The organism is Enterovibrio makurazakiensis, from assembly GCF_050336585.1.
Taxonomy (GTDB): domain Bacteria; phylum Pseudomonadota; class Gammaproteobacteria; order Enterobacterales; family Vibrionaceae; genus Enterovibrio; species Enterovibrio gelatinilyticus.
In genome coordinates this window covers 58,335-76,694 of record NZ_JAKJSE010000022.1, presented here as the reverse complement: position 1 = coordinate 76,694, position 18,360 = coordinate 58,335, and the positions used below count along the sequence as shown (strand labels likewise).

General features: G+C 48.8%; 19 protein-coding genes. 3 read left to right on the top strand and 16 right to left on the bottom strand.

Annotation, left to right across the window (positions count from 1 at the left end):
- Position 1: 1 nt before the first annotated feature.
- Together L4D06_RS17255 and L4D06_RS17250 are read right to left on the bottom strand one after the other, a co-directional pair.
- Entirely contained in the window at positions 2–529 is a 528-nt protein-coding gene (locus tag L4D06_RS17255) for a hypothetical protein (RefSeq protein WP_274164376.1), read from the bottom strand.
- Positions 529–1,302, bottom strand: a complete 774-nt coding sequence (locus L4D06_RS17250) for an SURF1 family protein (RefSeq protein WP_429740531.1) — start codon at positions 1,300–1,302, stop codon at positions 529–531. Before L4D06_RS17250 ends, L4D06_RS17255 begins: the two co-directional genes overlap by 1 nt.
- Here L4D06_RS17250 and L4D06_RS17245 point away from each other — a divergent pair.
- Complete coding sequence (locus tag L4D06_RS17245; protein WP_429740530.1) at positions 1,292–1,498, top strand: DUF2909 domain-containing protein; 207 nt, start codon at positions 1,292–1,294, stop codon at positions 1,496–1,498. The genes L4D06_RS17250 and L4D06_RS17245 overlap by 11 nt on opposite strands.
- Positions 1,499–1,543: 45 nt before the next feature.
- Here the strand turns inward: L4D06_RS17245 and L4D06_RS17240 are convergent, their stop codons facing one another.
- The 5 genes from L4D06_RS17240 to lexA form a co-directional block, all read right to left on the bottom strand.
- Positions 1,544–2,440 carry a cytochrome c oxidase subunit 3 gene (locus tag L4D06_RS17240; RefSeq protein WP_274164374.1) on the bottom strand — a complete coding sequence of 299 codons (897 nt, stop codon included), beginning with the start codon at positions 2,438–2,440 and terminating at the stop codon, positions 1,544–1,546.
- Positions 2,441–2,456: 16 nt separating this feature from the next.
- Complete coding sequence (locus L4D06_RS17235; protein WP_274164373.1) at positions 2,457–3,011, bottom strand: cytochrome c oxidase assembly protein; 555 nt, start codon at positions 3,009–3,011, stop codon at positions 2,457–2,459.
- 12 nt (positions 3,012–3,023) lie between these two features.
- Positions 3,024–4,610 carry a cytochrome c oxidase subunit I gene (gene ctaD / locus L4D06_RS17230; protein ID WP_274164372.1) on the bottom strand — a complete coding sequence of 529 codons (1,587 nt, stop codon included), beginning with the start codon at positions 4,608–4,610 and terminating at the stop codon, positions 3,024–3,026.
- A 12-nt stretch (positions 4,611–4,622) separates the two neighbouring features.
- The gene (gene coxB / locus L4D06_RS17225; RefSeq protein WP_274164371.1) at positions 4,623–5,771 is read right to left on the bottom strand and encodes a cytochrome c oxidase subunit II; all 1,149 of its coding nucleotides are present in this window, start codon (positions 5,769–5,771) and stop codon (positions 4,623–4,625) included.
- Between the two features lie 430 nt (positions 5,772–6,201).
- A complete protein-coding gene (lexA, locus tag L4D06_RS17220; protein ID WP_274164370.1) occupies positions 6,202–6,822 on the bottom strand; it encodes a transcriptional repressor LexA in 621 nt (206 codons plus the stop codon).
- A gap of 244 nt (positions 6,823–7,066) precedes the next feature.
- Here lexA and plsB point away from each other — a divergent pair, with 244 nt between their 5' ends.
- Positions 7,067–9,499, top strand: coding sequence for a glycerol-3-phosphate 1-O-acyltransferase PlsB (gene plsB, locus L4D06_RS17215; RefSeq protein WP_429740529.1), 2,433 nt, complete (start codon positions 7,067–7,069; stop codon positions 9,497–9,499).
- 133 nt (positions 9,500–9,632) lie between these two features.
- Here the strand turns inward: plsB and ubiA are convergent, their stop codons facing one another.
- On the bottom strand, positions 9,633–10,490 hold the full coding sequence (gene ubiA / locus L4D06_RS17210) for a 4-hydroxybenzoate octaprenyltransferase (RefSeq protein ID WP_429740528.1): 858 nt from the start codon (positions 10,488–10,490) through the stop codon (positions 9,633–9,635).
- Positions 10,491–11,027 carry a chorismate--pyruvate lyase family protein gene (locus tag L4D06_RS17205; protein WP_274164367.1) on the bottom strand — a complete coding sequence of 179 codons (537 nt, stop codon included), beginning with the start codon at positions 11,025–11,027 and terminating at the stop codon, positions 10,491–10,493.
- Between the two features lie 157 nt (positions 11,028–11,184).
- Here L4D06_RS17205 and L4D06_RS17200 point away from each other — a divergent pair, with 157 nt between their 5' ends.
- Positions 11,185–11,595 carry a flagellar basal body-associated protein FliL gene (locus L4D06_RS17200; RefSeq protein WP_274164366.1) on the top strand — a complete coding sequence of 137 codons (411 nt, stop codon included), beginning with the start codon at positions 11,185–11,187 and terminating at the stop codon, positions 11,593–11,595.
- Positions 11,596–11,659: 64 nt separating this feature from the next.
- Here the strand turns inward: L4D06_RS17200 and glpD are convergent, their stop codons facing one another.
- The 7 genes from glpD to ftsE form a co-directional block, all read right to left on the bottom strand.
- Positions 11,660–13,177, bottom strand: coding sequence for a glycerol-3-phosphate dehydrogenase (glpD, locus tag L4D06_RS17195; RefSeq protein WP_429740527.1), 1,518 nt, complete (start codon positions 13,175–13,177; stop codon positions 11,660–11,662).
- 225 nt (positions 13,178–13,402) lie between these two features.
- Positions 13,403–14,164 (bottom strand): DeoR/GlpR family transcriptional regulator, encoded by a 762-nt coding sequence (locus L4D06_RS17190; protein ID WP_274164364.1) that lies wholly within the window; start codon positions 14,162–14,164, stop codon positions 13,403–13,405.
- Positions 14,165–14,273: 109 nt separating this feature from the next.
- Positions 14,274–15,122, bottom strand: a complete 849-nt coding sequence (glpG, locus tag L4D06_RS17185; RefSeq protein ID WP_429740526.1) for a rhomboid family intramembrane serine protease GlpG — start codon at positions 15,120–15,122, stop codon at positions 14,274–14,276.
- A 21-nt stretch (positions 15,123–15,143) separates the two neighbouring features.
- On the bottom strand, positions 15,144–15,476 hold the full coding sequence (gene glpE, locus L4D06_RS17180; protein WP_274164362.1) for a thiosulfate sulfurtransferase GlpE: 333 nt from the start codon (positions 15,474–15,476) through the stop codon (positions 15,144–15,146).
- 324 nt (positions 15,477–15,800) lie between these two features.
- Entirely contained in the window at positions 15,801–16,670 is an 870-nt protein-coding gene (gene rpoH, locus L4D06_RS17175; protein ID WP_274164361.1) for an RNA polymerase sigma factor RpoH, read from the bottom strand.
- 123 nt (positions 16,671–16,793) lie between these two features.
- A complete protein-coding gene (gene ftsX / locus L4D06_RS17170) occupies positions 16,794–17,699 on the bottom strand; it encodes a permease-like cell division protein FtsX (protein ID WP_429740525.1) in 906 nt (301 codons plus the stop codon).
- Positions 17,692–18,357 carry a cell division ATP-binding protein FtsE gene (gene ftsE, locus L4D06_RS17165; protein ID WP_028025785.1) on the bottom strand — a complete coding sequence of 222 codons (666 nt, stop codon included), beginning with the start codon at positions 18,355–18,357 and terminating at the stop codon, positions 17,692–17,694. Before ftsE ends, ftsX begins: the two co-directional genes overlap by 8 nt.
- Positions 18,358–18,360: the final 3 nt, after the last annotated feature.

The following is an 18,360-nucleotide window of genomic DNA, read 5'->3' as shown; positions in this document are numbered from 1 at the left end:
CTCACCCCACTTTTGACAGTTTCATGAGTTTACGAAGATCAGAGAGTAGCCCCTTGCTTTGAGTAATTTGCTCAGGTTTTCCTTCCGGAATCGGATACGCCAAGATGAGGTTATTAAGTGGGTCAACCAGATAAATCGCTTCACCCGCATGAGGCAGTGCCGCCATGGTTTGGTGCTGCTGAGTATCGATTCTCTGCTCAATGATACTGTCGCCGCCCTTCGCTGCTGGCGCATCAGACACCAATAAAATACTGGTCACGCGATCGCGTTCTGGGCCAACAGCAACGGGGATTTGTTTTAACTGAAACAGCGCACTTTCACATTGCTCTGAGCAGGTTTGCGGCAAAGAATACACCAAGCGCCACTGCCCATTGTGTTCGAGCCAATCCGTGCGAACCTCTTGTGTCAGCAGCTCCCCTTTGTTGGTCACGCCTTTGTTAAACCAACCCATTTCCAAAACCAACTTGGCAGCCACCACAGGCACAGCAAAGGCTATTACCACCATGATTAAGGCTTTCTTTCCATTCATCAGCGTCCCTTCCTCCACCAAATCACAAATCCCAAAGCCACCACCAGAGCCAAGCCGAACCACTGCATCGCATAGCCATAGTGTTTCTCAGGCTGCATCACGACAGGTTCCCACACGGGTAAGGCATTCCAATCAACCGTTTCCCCCGATTGACTTGTTATCGTTTCAACACGTATCACCCAAGGCTGTAGGGGGTAACCACTGGCCTTAGATATCGCTTCAATATCAATTAACTGCACTCGCCAAGGCCACGAAGGCGCCGCATTATCTGTGGCGAGCACCACGCGTTGCGAGGGAAAATCCGCAATACCCTCAACGCGATAACGTCCTAATATCTTGGGTAACTCTGGCAATGTATCGCGGCGCGGCGGCGCGGCAATCCAACCCAAATCAATCAACAGCCAGCGGTCATCCGTCAAGAGTGGCATCATCCAGCGATACCCCACTCTTCCTTGATGAATTTGGTTATCGAGTAACACACTGCGATTCACGTCGAAGGTGCCACTTAGGTCAACCGCAAACCCTTTGGCATCTTGAGGAAGAGAGGAAACTTGAGTGAACACTTGCTGCTGACGCGCGGACAGTTGATCCAGAAGCGTCTCTTTTTCCGCAGCACGTGACATTTGCCACATCCCTAACTTGACCAAGAGCACAACCATGGTCAAAGTAAAAGCAAGGAAACCCAAGCGTCGTATGCGACGTACTTTCGATGTCGACACCCATTCACCCTGTTGGTCACCTTTTTGGCCAGATGGAGGCAATATGTTGCTCAAAGCTATCCTCGTCTGCCTACTTATCTTTATTGTGTTTAACCTGTTTCGCGCGCTTCCCATCATGCTCAAAGGGAAGTCCGATATCCCTATGTCGCGTTATCTCGGTCGGCGTGTTTTCTTTTCTGTGATTGCGTTCGCTTTGCTACTGATCGCAATAGCGACTGGCGTTATCGAACCGAATCCTCGTCCTTACTAAGCACTGAAATACGTAAAAGGGGTGAAGAATCACCCCAACATCGCGCTATAAGACATACACGAACACAAACAGTGTCAGCCATACCACGTCCACGAAATGCCAATACCAAGCCCCGGCCTGAAAGGCAAAGTGCTGATCAGGCGACATATGCCCTTTTAGCACCCTAAGCCAAACAATGAACAAAATAACCGAACCAAGGAAGACGTGCATGCCATGGAAACCGGTCAGCATGAAGAAGGTATTCCCGTAAACACCTGAATCAAGACGCAGGTTCAGCTCTTGGTATGCGTGAATGTATTCTTCACCTTGCAAGAACAAGAAAATCCAGCCTAGCAGTACTGTTAAACCCAGCATTTGGACGATGCGTTTTCGGTTGCCCTCTTCCATCGCCACATGCGCGATATGAAGCGTGACAGAAGACGCCAGTAAGATAACGGTGTTAATCAGCGGTAAACCCCACGCGCCCATTGCTGTTGTCTCAGTGCCATCAGGGGTTTTCACTAAAGGCCAACCCGGGATGAAGTCTGGCCATAGCACTTCCGCTGTCATGGCATTGTTACTTGCTCCACCAAGCCAAGGCACCGCGATAAAGCGCGCATAGAACAACGCACCAAAGAAGGCGGCAAAGAACATGACCTCAGAGAAAATAAACCAGCTCATTCCCTGACGAAACGACCGATCCATTTGATGCGAATATAGCCCACCCATGGATTCATGGATCACATCGCGAAACCAACCTGTCAGCATGAAAATCAACACCGCAGAGCCCGCAAGCAGCATCCAGGGTCCATTCCCGCCGAATAACCCTCCGACCGTCGAGCCTGCGCCCATGGCGATCAAAAACAGGGCAATAGCACCGACAATCGGCCATTTGCTCTGTGCAGGGACGTAGTAATGTTCATAGTCCTGCTGTGATTCGGAGTTTGAGTGCGTTGTTGTCATGATGACCTCACTGCGGTTACTGAGTGACTGGCTCAGTTTTGGCGCTAAACAGGGTGTAAGCCAACGTCAGGGTATTGATGTCGTCAGGAATTGCCGGGTCTACATAGAAAACCAATGGCAATTCTGCATCTTTCCCCGCCTCTAATGGCTGGCGGTTAAAGCAGAAGCATTCAATTTTGTTCAAGTACTGAGCCGCTAACCCCGGAGAAACCGAAGGTACTGCTTGCCCAATGGAATTCATGGTGGTGTTGTTCGTCGCACGGTAGGCAATGGTGTGCGTTTCCCCTGGATGGACTGTGATTTTTTTCATTTCAGGCGTGAAATCCCAGCCAAGGCCAGGATTGATATAAGCCACAAACTCAACGGTGACCTCTCGAGAGAAATCCACTTGCTGGCTTTCCTGCGCAGCAATGTCAGACGTTTTACCGTTGATGCCTGTTATGTCACAAAACACGTCATACAAAGGAACAAGGGCAAACGCAAAGCCGAACATCAGTACAGCCATGCCCGCCAGCTTTAACGCTGAGCGACCTGACTGTTGTTGTATGTTGTCGTCTTTTTGTTCGCCCATTCAAACCTACCTTTAATCAATTTTCGGTGGCGTAGAGAAGGTGTGATAAGGCGCTGGAGATGGAATTTCCCACTCCAAACCTTCCGCGCCTTCCCAAGGCTTCGCGGGTGCTGGCTCACCGCCGCGAGCACATTTCACAACCAACACCAAGAAAATCAGTTGCGAGAAGCCAAACAAGAATGCCCCTACACTCACAATCGCGTTGATATCAGCAAACTGAAGAGCATAGTCAGGGATACGGCGCGGCATACCTGCCAAGCCAAGGAAATGCATCGGGAAGAACAAAATGTTGACCGAAATCAGCGAGCACCAGAAGTGCCATGATGCCAATTTGTTGTCATACATGTGCCCTGTCCACTTCGGCAACCAGTAGTAAGCCGCCGCCATGATGGAGAAGATCGCCCCCGTCACGAGAACATAGTGGAAATGCGCCACCACGAAATAGGTGTCATGGTATTGGAAATCAGCCGGTGTGATCGCCAACATCAACCCTGAGAAACCACCAATGGTGAACAACACAATAAAGGCGAGTGCAAACAGCATGGGGGTTTCGAACGTTAACGAGCCACGCCACATGGTGGCTACCCAGTTAAACACTTTCACGCCTGTCGGCACGGAGATCAGCATGGTGCAGTACATGAAAAACAGTTCTGCAAACACAGGCATCCCTGTCGTAAACATGTGATGCGCCCACACAACGAAACTCAAACCCGCAATGGACGCGGTGGCGTAAACCATGGAGGCATACCCAAAGAGCTTCTTGCGTGAAAATGCTGGAACAATGGCGGATATGATGCCGAAGCTCGGCAAAATCATAATGTAAACTTCAGGGTGACCAAAGAACCAGAAGATATGCTGGAACATCACGGGATCACCACCACCCGCGGCATCAAAGAATGAGGTGGCAAAGTATTTGTCGGTGAGCACCATGGTCACCGCCCCCGCGAGTACGGGCATCACGGCAATAAGCAAGAAGGCCGTAATAAACCATGTCCAAACGAACAGCGGCATTTTCATGTAAGTCATACCTGGGGCTCGCAGGTTCATGATGGTGACAATCACGTTGATGGCCCCCATGATAGAACTGATACCCATGATATGAATGGCGAACACAAACAGTGCGGTACTGTCAGGAGAATAGGTGGTCGAAAGCGGTGCGTAGAATGTCCAACCGAAGTTAGGACCACCACCTTCCATAAACAGTGACATGATCAGCATCAGAAATGCGAACGGTAGAATCCAGAAGCTCCAGTTGTTCATGCGTGGCAATGCCATATCTGGCGCACCAATCATCAAAGGAACCATCCAGTTGGCTAGCCCTGTAAAGGCTGGCATCACCGCACCAAATACCATGATAAGTCCATGAACCGTTGTCATCTGGTTGAAGAAATTTGGCTCAACCAATTGCAGCCCAGGTTGGAACAGCTCAGCACGAATCACGAGCGCCATGGCTCCGCCAAGCAAAAACATGCTAAAGCTGAAGATCAGATACATGGAGCCGATATCTTTATGGTTGGTTGTCAACAGCCAACGCATCACCCCGCGAGGTTTATGATCATGGTCATCATGATCGACCTGATCGGGAGTCATATCCGTCATTACCGTTTCTCCTTAAAGATCGTCACCGTTAAGCACTGCATTAATTTGAGATGCTTGAATGACATCCCCCGTGTCATTACCCCATGCGTTTCGCTCGTAGGTAATGACCGCAGCCAATTCTTTCAAACCCAGCTGTGCGCCGAAAGCTTGCATCGCTGTACCATCTTTGCCGTGAATCACTACGTTCAGATGCTCAACAAGCCTGTCCGACTTAATCGCCATATCGGATTGCGCCAATGCTGGGAATACACCAGGCAAACCGAGACCATTGACTTGGTGACACGCTGCACAACGAGAGTTGTAAACGTCCTCACCCAGTGTCATCAGTTCGTCCATATCCATGTTCATCGACAGCAGTTTCTGTTCTTCTTCACGTACTTTCGCTTGTGCCAATGCCGTCTCTTGCACCCATTCATTGAACTCATCAACTGGCTTGGCAATGACCACTATCGGCATAAAGCCATGGTCTTTACCGCACAATTCCGCACATTGACCACGGTAGATGCCGGGCTTGTCGATTTTTGTCCACGCCTCATTAATGAAGCCTGGGTTCGCATCTTTCTTCACCGCAAACGCAGGCACCCACCAAGAATGGATAACGTCTTCAGAAGTGATCAGGAAGCGCACCTTCTTACCCACTGGCACCACCAAAGGGCGGTCCACTTCGAGTAGGTAATTTTCACGCTTTTTGAGTTCGCCATTAATTTGAGCTGAGGAAGAAGCGAGCAGAGAGAAAAACGACACATCATGGTCGAAGTAGCGATAGTGCCACTTCCACTGAGAGCCAGTGACCTGAATGGTAATGTCTGAGTCAGACGGGTCTTCCATTGCTAACAGCACACGCGTAGCGGGAACTGCCATACCAATAAGGATCAAGAATGGAATTAATGTCCATAAGATCTCCACTTTGGTGCTTTCATGGAAATTTGCTGCTACTGCGCCTTTGGATTTGCGATGGTGCACAATCGACCAAAACATAATCCCAAAAACCACAACACCAATCGCGACACAGATATACAGAATCGTCATGTGCAGGTCGTAGACCTGCTCACTGATATTCGTCACCCCTTTTGTCAGGTTGAACGAAGACTGTTCATCTGCAGCGACAGCAGCAAATGATGGGAGGAGCGCGAGCGTAGATAGAGTTTGGCGAGTCGTCACCGGATCCCTCCTAGAAGTCACTACGCAAAACAGAGATTCATTGGGCGCAGCAAACAGAAACATCGATTAACACTTCATTTACAATTAAAACTAGGCAAGGAATCAGGAAAGAACAAAAAATGGACTGCAAAATGCGCTGAAACTTGATGCCAGCCACGAAATTACGAGATGAAGACAAGTGTTTCATCCTTAACTTTTATCGACAAATTCGCTAGCGAGAACGAAATTTTGCGAACGGTAACTCACTAAATTAGAGAGAGTTTAATCGCGAATTAAGGGATATATACAGTAGGGAAAGGGTGAAAACAGATGGATGAAGACACCCCGAGGATAGGGCTTGTGGCACAAGAAAAAGGTAAAAGAAAGGCGGTTAGCATGCTTTCGCCACTAACCGCCTATTATTCTCAGTCATCTTGGATTTGGAGTGGTATTACATCCAGTCGCTGTTGCGAATAACGCCAACAGCAATACCTTCAATGGCTAAGTTCTGATGTGTTAAATCGACCACAATAGGTGAAAACTCTTCATTTTCAGCATGTAACCAGACTTGCGTGCCTTTACGTTCTAGGCGCTTAACCGTCACATCGTCTTCAACACGCGCAACCACCACCTGACCATTACGCACATCTTGTGTTTTGTGCACGGCGAGTAAGTCACCATCCATAATACCGATGTCTTTCATACTCATACCGCTGACACGCAGTAGGAAATCAGCGCTCGGTTTGAACAAACTAGGGTCAACCTTATAGTGCATTTCTACATGCTCTTGCGCCAAAATTGGCTCACCGGCTGCCACTCGACCGATCAGAGGTAGCCCATCATCATTGGCGGATTCCGTTGTAAGCAGTAAACGGATGCCACGTGATGCACCAGGTACGATTTCAAGCACGCCTTTTCGCGCCAGCGCCTTCAAATGTTCTTCCGCGGCATTCGCTGAGCGGAAGCCCAGCTCTCTCGCGATCTCAGCACGGGTTGGTGGCATTCCCGTCTCGTCGATTTTTGCTTTGATAAGATCAAAGACTTGCTGCTGTCTTGCGGTTAACGGCTTCATAATCAGACCTGTCTTTTTATACAGTTAACTGTGAGTATATCCAGTGTTTAACCAGTTGAAAAGGCGCATTTTGCACCAACTCGGTTAACGACCCTCTCAGAGATCACACTTTTCTGTTTAATCTCGCATTGCCTTTACTGCCTCACGGGTGACATAAGCAGGCGTATTAGTGTCATTTCGCTGCAAGTTCGCGAATGTTTTCTGCTAGACTTGCCACGCACAGAATATAAGAGGCTGCGATCAGATGTCTGCTTGCCAATCGTTTTATCACAAGTTACTGAATTTACCTTTATCGGTACTGGTCAAGACGATCAGTATCCCGTCAGACCCGATTAACCAGCTGGGCTTCGATCTCACGCGCCCTATGGTTTACGTTCTGCCGTTTCGCTCTCATACCGATCTGCTCACGTTGCGCAATATATGCCTGCAACTCGGGTTACCAGACCCACTTGAGCCCTTAGAACTTGGCGGGAAAAGTCTGCCACGCTATGTCTTCATATCAGAAGGCAAACGCATGTTCAAACAAGGCGATCCGGTTCCTGAAGAGTCCATAGAACTGTTTACTGAACTGCTCGAACTGCACAAGCGCGACTCTGAGCTTGATATTCAGTTGATCCCAGCATCTGTGGTTTGGGACAGAAGCCCTGGCAATGAATCGCGCCCTGTCGCTGCATCGTTGCAAGCCATGAATGGGCTGCAAAAGTGCTACACAATTTTGACCTTAGGTCGCGACAGCATGGTGCGTCTAAGCAACCCTGTTTCGCTGCGATTCATGGCAGACAAGCACGGCACCGACACCACTATTGCTAACAAACTCGCCCGTGTTGCTAAAATCCATTTCTCACGCCAAAAGATGGCGGCATCTGGCCCAGGACTGCCTGATCGACAGCTGCTTTTCAAGCGCCTGCTAGCGTCCAAAGCAATCGACAAAGTGGTACAAGACGAAGCTGCCAGCCGAGATGTGCCTGTCGAAAAAGTGCGTAAAGAAGCCATCGATATGATGGAAGAAATTGCCGCGGACTTTTCACCAAGCATGATTCGCTATGCCGATCGCCTACTTACGTGGCTTTGGAATAAGCTGTATCAAGGCATTAATATCAATAATGCCGAGCGTGTGCGTAAGCTTGCCCAAGACGGTCATGAAATTGTTTATGTGCCCTGCCACCGCTCGCACATGGACTACGTCCTACTTTCTTATACCCTGTATAAAGAAGGTTTGGTTCCGCCACACATTGCGGCAGGGGTGAATCTTAATTTCTTCCCAGCCGGGCCGATTTTCCGTCGTGGTGGCGCATTCTTCTTGCGTCGTACCTTCAAAGGTAACCGCCTTTACTCCACCGTGTTCCGCGAATATTTGGCAGAACTGTTTGCCAAAGGCTATTCGGTTGAGTATTTCTCCGAAGGTGGTCGTTCACGCACAGGTCGCTTGCTACCCGCTAAAACTGGCATGCTCGCAATGACCATCCAAGCCATGCTTCGCGGTCTAAAACGTCCGGTTACTTTGGTGCCAGTGTATATCGGCTACGAACATGTAATGGAAGTCAGTACCTACGCGAAAGAGCTACAAGGTAAGCGCAAAGAAAAAGAAAGCTTCGGCCAAGTCGTCGGCATTCTGCGCAAGCTGCGTAACTACGGCAAAGGCTATGTGAACTTTGGCGAACCGATTCAGGTTAACCACTTCCTGAATGAGAAAGCACCGAACTGGCACAAAGACATCGACCCTATCGAGCCTCAGCGCCCAAGCTGGCTAAACCCAGTGGTGAATGAGCTAGCAGATCGTATGATGACGCAAATCAACGATGCGGCAGCCGCCAATGCGTTAACGCTTTGTGCCACAGCTTTGTTGGCCTCTCGTCAACGCGCTCTGAGCCGTGAAGCGCTTGAAGAGCAGTTGAACATTTACCTCGAATTACTACGCCAAGTGCCGTATTCATCAACCAGTACAGTGCCAGAAGACACGGCGCAACAGTTGGTTGAACATGCATTAAGCCTGAACAAATTCGTGGTAGAGAAAGATTCATTAGGTGAAGTGATTTCATTGGATCGTCATCAATCCATTTTGATGACCTACTACCGCAACAACATTATTCATCTGTTTGCGATTCCATCATTGATCGCGCAAATGCTGGTGTTCAAGACCAGTGTGAAACGTGAAGCCTTGCTGGAAACAGTACGTCAGCTTTACCCACTACTTAAATCTGAGCTCTTTATGAGCTTTGATGACGAAGCACTGGAAAGCTACGTGGATGCCGTGATCATTGAGCTAGAGCGTCAGTCATTGCTGACCATTGATGGCGACACCTTGCAAAGAGCGTCAGGTAAACTGAATCAACTTCAGCTGTTAGGCCGCACCATTGCCGAAACCTTGCAACGCTACGCTATCACTATCACTTTGTTCTGCCACGAGCCGGATGTATCAAAGTCCGATCTTGAGCAGCAAAGTCAAATGATGGCGCAACGCTTGAGTCGCCTGCACGGTATCAATGCACCAGAGTTCTTCGACAAAGGCGTATTCAGTACTTTAGTGGATTCATTGCGTGCAGAGGGTTACCTCAATGATGAAGGACACGCCAAAGAAGAGCACATTGAAGCCCTGCAAGAAAGTGTGTTGGGCTTAATTTCGCCAGAAGTACAGCTCACGATTCAAGCGATTCTGAATCAGCCTTCTGACGCGTAACGAGGCCGCTTCAAGCAAACAAAAAAACCTCGCCATTGGCGAGGGTTTTCTTTTTTATGCTTATCCGGTTTTCTCTGGCACGAGAGCGATATGCCATTGTGCCGTTGCGTTTCGCGGCAAAGAGACTGTATTGCTAGAGCATGACAGCCAAGCCGACGCCGACAAATACCAACATGCCGACGTAATTGTTATTCAAGAAAGCTTTAAAGCAGGCGTCTCTTTCTCGCCCTTTTGCTAGCCATTGTTGGTAAACAAACAGCGCCGATGCCGCTAATAAGAACCAGTAATATATCGTCGACAACTGAGACAGATACCCGACGAGTACTAGCAACAATAAGGTGATGAGCTGAAGCACACCAATCGCAGCCTTGTCATACTTACCAAACAAAATCGCCGATGACTTGATGCCGATTTTCACATCGTCATCTCTGTCGACCATGGCATAAAGGGTATCGTATGCGACAGTCCACGCGACATTGGCGAGAAACAGCATCCACGCAACTGGCGGCAGTTCACCAGCCTGCGCCGCGTAGGCCATCGGGATCGCCCAACTAAACGCCATACCCAGAACCAGTTGTGGCATATGGGTGAAACGCTTCATAAACGGGTAAATGGAGGCAAGCGCCAGCGCCACCACCGAGAGTTTAACCGTCAGTGGGTCAAGCGTCAGAACCAGTAAGAAAGCGCCAAGCACTAAAAAGGCAAAGAGCGCCAACGCTTCTTTGGCGGAAACAAGTCCAGAGGGAAGAGGACGCGCTTTGGTACGCTTTACATGACCGTCGAGGTTGCGGTCAGCAAAATCGTTAATCACACAGCCTGCCGCTCTCATCATGATAACGCCAAGTACAAAGACCACCAGCACCTTCGGATCTGGCACGCCATCAGCAGCAAGAAATAACGCCCACAGGGTTGGCCATAGCAGCAACAAGCTACCAATGGGCCGATCCATCCGCGTTAATTGCCAAAACGCTTTAGCTTTGGCTGCATCCATTTAGCCTTCCTCCTGATAGATCGGTGCATGAGGCAGAAACAATTCAGACACCAGCATCGGTTTGTCATTCACCCACAAACGGGAGCGGCGTGCTAACAAGGCTTGTCCATCACAGACAAGGTGCGCAACTTCGATTGCATCACGACGCGCATTAGCCTGATTAAAAACACGCTGTCCCAACGGGACGGCACCCAAATCTGCGATGTCTTGCTCGCGTTCAGTCAAGGTCGACATCGGCACCAAGGTTCGTGCACAAAGCCAGGGAGTATCGTCGCCTGACAGAACGACCTCTCGCACCAAACATGCTTGGTCGCCAAGTAATTCACGTTCATTATTCGACAAGACTTCTTTGCCGACTTCGTGAAGACCCAGCACTTCCACCGTTAAGGTACGGCAGCAGGCTTTCAAGCGCTCCGTCATTGAATGGCGCTCAAGCAGCCACCCACCTTCCTTTGTTTTTTCCAGCAGTTGCCAGTCTGGAGCCACCCAATTCGCTGCCAAAAGGGCTTCTACATATAATCGCTTGAAATTTGACATTTTATCCTGAGCCAAAGAGCAAAAAAACAACAAAACTTTCGCCGAATCTGCCATTAATGTTTAGTATTAATAGTGCGCTATTGTACACAGCTGTGCGAACGCATGCGCAGCTAAACTACCATAAGAGATTCATTAAATCTGGGGTTTGGCAAAAACCATGAAAAAAAATACGACCGCCATTTTCACCTTATTATTGACGCTGCTGCTCTCAATTCCATCCATTGCAAATGCGGAAGAGGAAGCCGCGAAATATAGCTATTTCACGCTTGAGCCTGAAATTACCACCAACTTTATTACCGATGGTCGAAAACTCGGTTTTATCAATGTTCGTATCGACTTAATGGTTGATGACCCGTCGCTCATCCAGATGCTGGAATATCACCAGCCGTTGATCCGCGACACCATCATTGAAGTGTTGGCTCAAGAGAATGAAGTTCGCGTCAAATCCTTATCAGGACGAGAAGCGATTCGAAAAGCCTGCTTAGAGAAGGTCAATGAACTGCTGCTGGCTGAAACCAATCAAAAGGTACTGGTAGACCTGCTGTTTACCAAATACCTCTACCAGTAGTTAAAGACAAATAAAAAAGCGCACCCTAAGCGGTGCGCTTTTTTCGTGTACTCATTCGTTAAAGTTAAGCGCTGATCGCCTGATCGGCCGACACACGACGATATTGCGCCACGTAATCGCATACTCGTTGCTGCTCTTGTTCGGACAAGTACAAACCCAGCTTGGTACGACGCCACAATAAGTCCGTGCCTGTCTGCACGTATTCAATAGCCATCAAGTAGTCGACTTCTTTTTGCGTTAGGCCACTGCCAAATTGCTCGCCCAAATCAGAGGCCGACTTCGCATCCTCTAGCCATACCAAAACACGCGAACCATAAGTGGTCGCCAATCGGTTTATGGTCATTGCATCCATCCATGCGAAATCTTGGGTCAACCTAGTCTCAACGTCATTGAAGGACGTTATTCCCTCTCCGCCAGGAAGCACGCTCTCAGCAGTCCAAGCCTTACCCATGTCAGCAAAGAAAGGTTCAAGCTTGTTCACCGCGGCCTGCGCCAGTTTTCGATATGTGGTCAGTTTGCCACCAAACACCGACAAAATCGGTGCATCACCGCCATTTTCATCAAGATCGAGGGTGTAATCGCGCGTCACGGCTTGCGGTGAGTCTGACTCATCATCACACAGTGGACGCACGCCACTGTATGTCCATACCACATCGTCAGCAGTCAGTTGTTTAGTAAAATGTTGGTTGAAGACTTTCAGCATGTACGCAATTTCATTGTCATCAATAGACGCCTTTCGCGGGTCATCATGATGCTCAACATCCGTCGTGCCAACAATCGAAAATCGATCCAAGTAAGGCAGTACAAAGACAATACGACCATCTTCATTTTGCAAAATATACGCCGCAGACCCATCGTGCACTCTTGGCACCACAATGTGACTGCCCTTTATAAGACGAATACCGCGAGGGGATTTGAGCGTCGTGCTGTCATCATAAAACTGCTTAACCCAAGGGCCAGATGCATTTACCAACACTTTGCAATGACGAATAAATGTCTCGTTTGTCAGTTGGTCGACAATCTCAACTTCCCAGTGAGCGCCCAAGCGTGTGGCTTTAGTGACTTTGCAGCGATTACGCACTTCCGCGCCGCGCTCTTGCGCGTCCATGATATTGAGCACCACCAATCGCGCATCGTCCACCCAACAATCTGAGTATTCAAAGCCTTTTGTAATTTCCGGTTTTAATACGGAATCCGCGCCAAACCGAATGCCTTTGCTCGCGGGGAGGCTAGTGCGTTTTCCGAGATTGTCATAAAGAAAGAGGCCGGCACGAATCATCCATGCAGGACGAAGATGAGGACGATGAGGCAAACGAAAACGCATGGGCCACGCGAGGAAAGGTGCTTTTTTCAACAGAACTTCACGTTCAGCGAGCGCTTCACTCACTAAACGAAACTCATAGTGCTCAAGATAACGCAGACCACCATGAATCAGCTTCGAGCTTGCTGACGAAGTCGCTGATGCAAAATCATCAGCCTCAAACAACGCCACTTTCAGGCCACGCCCCGTTGCATCAGCAGCGATGCCCGCACCATTTATCCCGCCGCCAACTACCAGTATGTCCAACATTTCTGCGCTCATTCCACCTTCTGCCCTATCTATTGTCTCACGTTCATTGTGTCGCACCGTACAGCGCAACTTATCGGCACAACCATTCATTCGAACATTTAACTTTCGTTTACGAACATTCTAGTGCAAAAAATGAGCGTGTCTAGTGACAATGTGGTGAAAAACGCAACAAAACGCGCATACAAAAACGCCACCTGACGGTGGCGAGAGTAGAGGTAACAACAACGACAGGAGCAATTACAGGATGATTTCGACTTGTGTATCAGCGTCTTGCAGGAGGATAGCGATAGATTCAGGCAAGGCCGCATTGGTGAAAAGCATATTGATTTGTGCAATGTCACCCACGTTGACCATGGCGTTACGACCAAACTTAGTATGATCCACCGCGAGCATCACGGAGCGACTGTTTTCCATGATGGCTTGCTTAACGCGCACCTCGTGGTAATCGAAGTCGAGCAGGCCACCATCAAGGTCGATGCCGCTGATCCCCAAAATACCGAAATCAAGACGAAACTGAGAAATGAAATCCAAGGTGGCTTCACCCATGATGCCGCCATCACGATTACGGACTTCTCCGCCCGCCATGATGATCCGAAAGTCTTCTTTCGCCATCAAGATGCTCGCCGCATTGAGGTTATTAGTCACGATACGCAGATCTTGGTGGTTAAGCAGAGCCCGTGCTACGGCTTCGGGCGTGGTGCCGATATCAAGGAATAAAGTTGCACCATCAGGTATGTGTGAAGCCAACGCCAGCGCCAACTTATTCTTGGCGTCTTGTTGCATCACTTTGCGTGCATCATAGGCTGCATTCACCGAACTTGATGGAATGGTCGCACCACCGTGTTGACGTCGGATTTTGTTTTCCGCTGCCAGTTCATTCAAATCTCGACGAATCGTCTGAGGGCTTACGTCAAAAAAAGCCACCAAATCATCAGTGCTGACATACCCTTTGCTTCTAACTAAATCGAGAATTTCTTGATGTCGTAGCGTTTGCTTCACGGTGTCCTCTGCGCTAGCACAATGTCAGATTTTAGTTTACGTGGCTGCCTGCGGCTTGCCAACGAAAGCAAGCCCAAGGGTCAGCACGCATCACACTACTCACTAAGCATTAGGAAGGATTTCTCGCAACTCGGGAAAACTTCGCATCAAACACGGCAATAGCACAGCCTGAAACCAAACCAAACAAATGCGCCATGTTGGCGATAGCCATACCAAACGGTTCAAAGAATCCGGCGACGAACCACAACAGCATAAAGCCGACGTAACTCGGTTCTATCGACAATCCGCGAGAAGGTGCCAATGTACCCATTAGCCACAAATACCCCATCAAGGCATAGATCACACCGGACATGCCGCCAAATGCAGGGCCTTCAAACATATACTGCCCTAAACCAGAAAATAGCGCGGTGAGCAAAAACAGCTGCACCAGTTTGGCACTACCACATAGTTTTTCTATTTTACCGCCCAGCACCCACCACCACAGCAGATTAAACACAATATGGGTGGCGGAAAAATGCAGCAAGGCATGGGTAAACAAACGCCACAGTTCCCACTGCTGGTCGTCCGTTGCAGGGAAATGCAGTAAAGAGAAGACCTCATTGCCAAAGCCAAGGGTAAACCCTGCATAGGCGACAATGCATACCACCATGATAGACAGCGTAAACGGTCCAGCATTTTGTCTCAGTGAAGCCAATATGCCCTGCTTTGGGTAAGTAAAATGCGCAGTACGGCTTTCCGCCATTTCCCATGAAGCTGATTGATATTTACGTGCCGTGGGGTTTTGCAAAAAGGCGTGAAGTTCAGACTCTGCTTCAACTTGATGTTGATCATCAGTTAGCCACAAGGCAAATTGCCCTTCCCCTTCCGGCATCATTTGAATGTCGATCTCTCGCGATGCCATGTAGTCAATGAATGCCTGTCCAGCACGAGGGTTAGAAATTGCAATCAGCCTTACCATTCAAGCCTCTTTCTCGTTGTTCTAATCGTTATTACCTACAACTGGCAACGACTGTCGATGCCAGGCTTCAAATCCACCATCAACACTGTACACCTGCTCAAAGCCTTGGTTAACCAAATATTGTGCCGCACCTTGGCTACTCACGCCGTGATAGCAAATCACAAGTACGGGTTGCTCATAATCAACGTTCTGACTGAATTGCACCATGGTATCGTTGGTAAGATGAAATGCGCCCTGTGGATGAGATAGCGAAAATGACTGAGGATCCCGAATATCCGCGATCACTGCGTTCTGATCGTTGTCCTCAAGTAGCTGCCAAGCATCCAAAACGGAGATATGCGCAAATTGTTCCATGAGTTATTCCACTCCCTGCCATTATTCAAAATGCTGAGATTTCACGTAATTACTGGGAAACAACAGCGAAAACACCATTGTACCTGAGTTTTGCGCAATCCTTGCCACAGAGAAATAATGGGCTTTGTACGATTTTTAGTCGCCTGTGGAAAAATCTGTGGATTGCGTTGATAAAGTAGGATCTCAGAGAAAGATCCACAACATATAGTGTTGATCGTAATAAAGCTGTGGACAAGTGATCTGAGCCCTAGAGCGATAAGGCTTTATTAGAGACAAAAAAACCGGCGATAGGCCGGTTTTTAACGATCAAAGAGGGTGGCAAGATCATAATGCGTCTTCGCCAACCGCCTCTTTCAATTTTCTCATCGCATTCTTCTCTAACTGTCGAATGCGTTCAGCAGATACTTGGTAGTGATCTGCCAATTCCTGCAAGGTTGCTTTGTTGTCATCATCCAACCAACGCGAACGAATAATATGCTGGCTTCGTTCATCTAGCCCTGACATCGCATGAGCCAGTCGGCGGTTGGCATGGTCTTCCCAGTTTTGATCTTCGAGGTTGATGGCAACGTCTGAGCTTTTGTCTTCTAAGAAAAAGACTGGAGCCACAGGGCCTGAGCCTTCACGCTCATCATCATCAGCACCACCATCAAAACCTGCATCTTGCGCCGCAAGACGAGATTCCATCTCACGCACTTCTGATGCATCAACACCCAGCTGCTCGGCAACTAAGTTCACTTCTTCAGCGTTAAACCAACCAAGACGTTTTTTCGACTTACGCAGGTTGAAAAACAGTTTACGCTGAGCCTTGGTCGTCGCGACTTTCACAATACGCCAGTTACGCAAAACGTATTCATGAATTTCAGCTTTGATCCAATGCACGGCGAACGACACCAGTCTCACACCCACTTCTGGGTTAAAGCGCTTAACCGCTTTCATTAGACCGATATTACCTTCTTGCACTAGATCAGACACAGGCAGTCCGTAACCGGAATAACCACGGGCAATATGAACAACAAATCTTAGATGAGACAGGATCAGGCTTTTCGCCGCATCCAAGTCTTCGTCATAGTGCAGACGTTCTGCAAGCTCCCGCTCTTCATCAGCTGACAGCATTGGGTGGCTGTTTACCTGACGTAGATAGCTATCCAAGCTATCTCTGGAGATCGGAGCTAGTGCATGCATCTCTGCTGTCATTTTCACCTCTTTTCGAATCTATCGAACACTCATGGTCAAAAAAGACCAAAGGCATACTCTACTCATGTACAAAAAAACTGCAAGCCCGAGTACATATTCTCTACATTATGTGACCATTCCCTGTTAGACAGGTTCAATGTCTCGCAAATGTTTTCCTGCGGCAAGTCTGGCGGCTAACAATCCAATCAGGCCAGCGACCATAAACAGAATCAAAGTTTCATCGACACCTAAGCCACTGAGACGAAAACCACTGCTATATAATGTAGCCAATTTCGCGACGGCTGCATCAAGTAGTAATCCGTTCACCGTTGCAACAATCCACGCGACCACGGCTCCAGACAATGCCAACCAAACACCCGTGTACAAATAAGGCCGCAGGATATAACTGTCCGTCGCCCCCACAAGCTTCATCACTTGAATTTCTTGTTTTTGGTTGAGTACCTGCAATCGCAAGGTATTACCGACGATAAGGAACACCGCCATTAGCATCAGACCGGAGAACACCCAAGTTAATGTCAGCACCAAGGATTCAATCGCCGCCAAACGCTGCAACCAATCACTATCAAGCCGTACTTCTTCTATGCCAGATTCTGCATGCAGTTTAGACGCCAACGCGGTGACGGCCGCGGCATCATCACTATTGGGTGTCACCACGATAACCCCAGGTAGTGGATTATCATCGAGTAAGCTGACCGCTTCATCAAATCCTTGGATCTGACGAAGCTCTAACAAGCCCTGATCCGGAGAGATATACGCAGCCGAACCAATTTCGGACCACTGCAAAAGCTCTTCACTGAGTGATGTTGCGCTATTTTCCGGCATGTCATCGAGATACACGGTTAACTGATTCGGCGCTTGCCATTGCGTACTGACGGCAACCACATTTTTCGCCAACATATACAAAGTAACAGGCAGTGCGAGCGAGAATGCCAGTGCCAGCACCGTCAACAGGTTACCGGTTGGGCGTGCTAACAAATCTTTTAATGCTTGCCCGCATTGCTGCTTATGCAGCGACAAAAAATTAGCCACGCGCCACCTCCGACAAATGCCCCTGATTCAGATCGAAGCGACGCATGTCGTATCGGCTCAGTAAGGAGGTATCGTGTGTTGCCATGAGTACCGTGACACCCACTTGGTTGAATTGACGAAACAATTCCATGATTTGTTGCGACAGTGCCGCATCCAAATTCCCCGTTGGTTCATCAGCAATCAACACCTGCGGACGGTTAACCACCGCGCGAGCAATGCCCACACGTTGCTGCTCACCGCCGGACAACTGGATCGGCAAACACGCCGCTTTGTCCAACAAACCCACTTTATCCAACGCAGCCGATACACGCTTTTTCACGTCAGATTCATTAGCCTGCTCAATACGCAGAGGCAGTGCCACGTTGTCAAACACAGTTCTGTCCATCAAGAGCTTATGATCTTGAAAAATCACGCCAATGTGTCGACGTAAAAAAGGAATATCTTTTCGGTCAATACGCGAAATATCGTGGTTATTGAACAGTATTTTGCCGTCACTTGGTCGTTCAATGGCGCACAACAGTTTCAGCAAGGTACTTTTGCCAGCCCCAGAGTGGCCGGTCAAAAATGCCATGTCCCCTTTGGGCAAGTGAAAGCTTACTTTTTGTAGTGCTCGCTGCCCACCACGGTAGGCTTTACTAACCTGCTGAAACTGGATCACGCC